4 protein-coding genes are annotated in these 5,157 nt (G+C 37.1%); all 4 read left to right on the top strand.

What is annotated here, in order from left to right; translation table 11 throughout:
• Positions 1-219: hypothetical protein (locus tag DB41_RS11955; RefSeq protein ID WP_162180938.1), on the top strand; the 219-nt coding region annotated here is incomplete at its 5' end.
• 267 nt (positions 220-486) lie between these two features.
• Positions 487-867 carry a hypothetical protein gene (locus DB41_RS12365; RefSeq protein WP_238578479.1) on the top strand — a complete coding sequence of 127 codons (381 nt, stop codon included), beginning with the start codon at positions 487-489 and terminating at the stop codon, positions 865-867.
• Positions 868-1,037: 170 nt separating this feature from the next.
• The gene (locus tag DB41_RS12360) at positions 1,038-2,630 is read left to right on the top strand and encodes a 6-hydroxymethylpterin diphosphokinase MptE-like protein (protein WP_238578478.1); all 1,593 of its coding nucleotides are present in this window, start codon (positions 1,038-1,040) and stop codon (positions 2,628-2,630) included.
• Positions 2,631-3,519: 889 nt separating this feature from the next.
• Positions 3,520-4,851: a hypothetical protein gene (locus DB41_RS08140; RefSeq protein ID WP_039386216.1), complete on the top strand. Its 1,332-nt coding sequence runs from the start codon at positions 3,520-3,522 to the stop codon at positions 4,849-4,851.
• Positions 4,852-5,157 lie beyond the last annotated feature (306 nt).

The raw sequence follows: 5,157 nt of genomic DNA, 5'->3' as shown, positions 1-5,157 counted from the left end.
AATAGATATAGCCATGAAATGTTAAGAATTTCAGGGACAGAAGGCAAAGCCCCTAAAGAAGCTGTGTGGAAAACTCCTGAAGCAGAGAGGCTAGTTAAAGCTCAGCTAGAAGGCTTAACAAAAAATTTGTCTGAATTGACGATTGAAACGCAAGCGAGCCTTAAAGGTCTATTTGAGAAGCTTAACTTACAAAAAGAAGTGGAACTTTACCCTAACTAACAGCATAACAAAATAAAATGTCGAGCTGGATGAAAGCTTACATTAATTTTATTTAGAACATTAGGGAAAGAGCTTTTTAATATTAAGGGAAAATACCTGGATAGATCCCTTGGCTATTTTGATGAACGCCCATCTTTATATCTTTATCTTTTTACCCACCCATTCTTTATGAAAAATAGCCTCGATGTCTTCCAAAAAAATTGCGAAAAATGGTCTTGTACTAATCCGCAAAAAGCACTTTTGTTGCCCTATATAGATTGTAAGGACTTGACATTTTGTATAACTAAGCAAGAAGAACAAAATTTAAAATTTCAACATAGGGGAGAAACTCACTTTTTTCATTGTCAACAAGGAGCTCTTGATGAAGCAAAAGAGTGGTTTAAAATGACTAGGCTAGCTGAGGTGCCCTTAATATATGTCTATGGTGTAGGCTTAGGTTATTACTATCAAGCTGCTCAAGACTGGCTTCAGGAAGATCCTTCACGCCGCCTTGTCTTCCTAGAAGATAACCTAGCGGTCATTCATCGCCTCTTTGAAACTCATCTGGGCTTTCAGCTAGTTCATGATCCTCAAGTGCAGCTGCATTTTTTTGAAGACCTGGAAAAAAGCAAAGAATTGTTCCATATTCTTTACTGGAATTTTTTTTAACAACCCTTACGGTATCAGGTTTAAAATTATATCAAGATTTAAAAGCAGAGCAATATGCCCATTTAAAGCATACGCTTGCTTATGAAGCATCCGTTAAAAACAGCCTGCTTACAGAATACCTTGAATATGGAGTAGGCTTTTTCAAAAATTTCTACCCTAATATTCTTTCTTTGGAAGGTGCTTATTTAGCTGATGAGCTTTTTGGAAAATTTCGTAATATTCCTGCTATCATTTGCGGGGCAGGTCCTTCTTTAGAAAAAAATCTTTCTCTGCTAGGTAAGCTTTTAAATAAGGCTTTAGTTTTTGCAGGCGGATCGGCGCTAAACGCTTTGAGTAAAAGAGATATCCAACCCCATTTTGGTGCAGGTATAGATCCCAATGCCCCTCAATATGATCGGTTAAGTACCAACAGTTCTTTTGAAACGCCTTTTTTTTATCGCAATCGCTTGTTACATAAGGCTTTTAATACTATTCATGGTCCACGCCTGTATGTCACAGGAAGTGGTGGCTATGATATTTCTTCTTTTTTTGAAGAAGGGTTAGGAATTAAAGGTACACCTATTGAGGAAGGGCATAATGTCGTTAACTTTTGCTTAGAGATTGCGCATGCTTTAGGGTGCAATCCCATTATTTTTGTAGGCATGGATTTAGCCTATACCGATATGAAGGCTTATGCTTCAGGCGTCATAGAAGATAATCGCGTCGAGGCCGCCGACATTACAACAGCGCAGAATATCGATCAAGCGGCACTGCTTAAAACAGATATTTATGGAAAGCCTATCTATACCTTATGGAAATGGATAGCAGAAGCTGAATGGATAGGTGACTTTGCTAAAGCTCATCCTGATATCAAGGTAATCAATGCAACCGAAGGGGGATTAGGATTTCCTGGTGTACCCAATAAAACTCTCGAAGAGGTGGCTGACAAATATTTAAAAGAAGATTACGACTTTAAAGGCATGATCCATAGCGAAATTTTTAACAGCTCGATGCCTCAAGTTAAGAAGGAAAAGATATCTTCCTTAATGCAAGATTTGCAACAAAGCTTAACGCGTTGCGTGGAAGATTTCGAAATTCTTATTGAAGAAACCAGAGTCATCAAAAGACGGTCGGAAAAAGATCGAAAAGTTTGCTTTCCTCAACAGACAGGAAAAGCTGCACTTTATGAGAGCGATTTGGCAGAAGAAATAGGCTATCGCTACGTCTTACATATCTTTAATGAAGCTTATACGCGCGTTTTAAATCGAGAATTACAAGGTATACAGCATGCCCCTATTTCAGAAGTTCAACAAGCGCTTGAGAAGTTAGACTTACTCATTAAACGTTTTGGCTTTTTACGGGATGTGGCTAAGGTTAACCTGGAGCTCATCAAGATGGCTATGCATGAACATGTGACGCTTCCTGCGACTACCTTTCCAAAGCCAGGGAAAATCACTTGTAAGCAAACAAAAGTCCAAGGAGTAATCCAAGGAAGCTCCTTCTTTTATGCTCAAGGCCAAATTTTATCTTCCGCATATTTTGAAAAAGGTCTGCAAGAAGGGGTGGCCGAGTTTTTTTATCCTAATGGCCAACTTTATAGCAGGCAGGTATTTGAAGAGGGGGTATGGGAAGGAAAACAGGAATTTTATTATCCTACCGGGATAGTTAAAACGCTCTTAAACTATGAGGGTGGCAAACTGATAACAGCGCAGCTTTTCTATCCGGATGGCACCATTAAATCTCACGTAGCACCTTTGGGGAATGAAAACCCGCCGAATGAATAAGGCGGCGAGGTTGAATTTTTTTCTTTTGTAAAAAAAGGAGGGATATGATGCTAGGAAAATATGAGGGGATTTAACAAAAACACACGGGCACAGCTTAGAGCAATGCTTACTGAAGAGCCTGGAAGAGTAAGTAAAAATCATCGGTATGGACTGAGAGAGGAAAATAGGTAGATGGCAAGATGATAGCACATTCGATAGGATACAGCGCGCCTTGCTTGATAAAGACGATCTTGCCGGAAAGTCAAATTGCCAATGTCTTAACAGCCAATGTTTCTTTCAAAGAAGAAAAAGAGAAAGACGAGAGATATCTTATGGATATAAAGGAAAAGGAGTCAGCTCCCATTTATTAGGAGAAAAAAAGAGTTTGCTTATAATTTTTGAGAATGGTTGCTACCCATAGAGATGGACCTCAGATGATGGAAACTCTAATTAATCGAGAGATCCGCATCATTTCAAGATAATCAAAAATCGACAAGGACTTTTTCCTGCATTTAAAGCAAAAGGAGAGGATGCTGAATACTTATAAGCTGTAAAATGAGAAGCTTTTACTTTGAGCGATAGATGGCAAAGCCTGGAAAAAATCGCTAAGGGGGCTAAATCTCATTTAAAAAGCATGGGGTTTTAAGCTGAACGATCAATATCTTAGCTGCAAAGAAAATATCGGCGCCCTGTATTTAGATGGAAAAAAAGATAGAATATTGGCAAGCATTTTTCACCTTTAGCTTAAAAATTTTTAGGCAAATCAATTAATAAGATAGGTTTATAATTAAATGGCGTCTAGCTTATTTATAATTGATGGATTAATTAGATTATTTAATGAAATAGTTTGCATTAAAAAAATATAGTTTTTATAACTTAAAATGCGAGAGCTATAAATACAGGAAGAAAAATGAATTGTTTCCCTCTTAATCCTTTCAATGGAAGTAAATTTGATAAAATACTTCCTTCTTCTACAGAGTGGCAACCTAGCTATCCTGAAAATCAAACGATTCTACCAGCGAACGATACAGATCTGTTAGCTAAAAAGGCGCGTATACATCGCGGAAAAAGTACGCTGCAAGAAACCACAAGTGTATACTTTGATTACTTAGGATGCCTTCAATTAGGAGATGAGGAATTTATAAAAGCTGTAAACAAAGTCAATTTATTAGCAAAAGTAGTTTGCAAATCTGCTGATTCTTTAACAGATAAAAGTCTCTTAAAATTACAGCAGCATGCAAAAGTATTGCGTAAGCTTCAGCTTTCATCTGCCAAGCAAATGACTGAAGAAGGGATTTCTTTGCTTGTAGAACAGTGTCATTCTCTGAAAATGCTAGCTTTAAACGCCGGCCCTACTTTAGAAATAAGATTTGCTCAAGCTCTTTCTAGCTGTGCTCAATTAAAAAAACTGGACTTAAGTTTTATTCCAAGCATCACTGATAAAGCTATTCAAATAATAGCCCAAGGCTGTAGAGGACTAGAAAAATTAAAATTAAGGGATTGTAAAAAAATTAGTGACTCTAGTTTAGTAAGTATAAGTCAAAATACGCGCCAGCTAGTGAAGTTAAATTTGAGTGGCTGCTCTCACATAACAGGGGAAGAGCTAGGATCTAGCGACCATTGCTTTTTTCCTTATTTGGCAAAAATAGATCTTTCTTATTGTTCTTCACTTACTAATTTAGGCTTTCAGGCTATTATGGGCCAAACTCCTCAGCTTCGAAGCTTAAAGCTTAATTTTTGCCAACAATTAGCGCCCGCTGTATTAGCGCAAGAGATAGGAAAGTTATCCCTTGAGAAGTTAAACCTTACTGCCTGCCATATTGAGGATTCTTTCTTTAAGCATTCCTTTTTTTCTTTATTATCTCTAAACATAACTTCTTGCCAAGGCTTTACTAACGAAGCCTTTCAAAAACTCGCCCAAACGGCTCCTGTTCTTGAAAAGCTCAATGTAGGATTTTGTACCCAATTAAAAGGAAAAAGCGTAAAAGCACTGGCAAGCAAGCTTGCAAGATTAAAGCACTTAAACTTAAGTTTTACAAAAATTAATAGTAGTTGCTTTAGCCATTTAGCTGCTTTGTTAGAACTTGAATCTCTTAATATAAGGTATATGAAGGAAAATTTTTACCTATATGATTTGGCTTTACTCCTAAACACTTCCTCATCTCTTAAACACCTAGTGATAGATCCTTCGTTAAAAGAAAGGATTAAAAAACACCTGAAGTATTTCCATCTTCTTTATTAAAGCAGATAAGCATTGAAGAAGATTAAAAAAAGAGCATGATAAGTACTCAAATTAGGTAGAGTTGCTTTAGGCTAGGCCTCGCGTCGAAATTTCTTATAGTAAAGAGGTAAGAGTCATACCTAAAGTAAAGCAATTTCCTGCCGCAGAAAGATTATAATCGCCTTCATGAACCTATCCCGATAATATTGAAAAATTTAAATTAGTGGTGTATACTCTTCTTTTTTAAGAAGGAGAAGACGTATGCCAGGAAGATTTGAAGGACTGACAGATACTCAATGGAGAATCTTACAACCGCTTTTACCGCAG

It is taken from the genome of Neochlamydia sp. TUME1, assembly GCF_000813645.1.
Lineage (GTDB): Bacteria > Chlamydiota > Chlamydiia > Chlamydiales > Parachlamydiaceae > Neochlamydia.
Note: the sequence above shows the minus strand (reverse complement) of the source record. Positions and strands in the feature narration are given on the sequence as shown.

Bases quoted from the DNA above. Each gene is read 5' to 3' on its own strand.
- DB41_RS08140 (WP_039386216.1), top strand. From the start codon at position 3,520: ATGAATTGTTTCCCTCTTAATCCTTTCAATGGAAGTAAATTTGATAAA.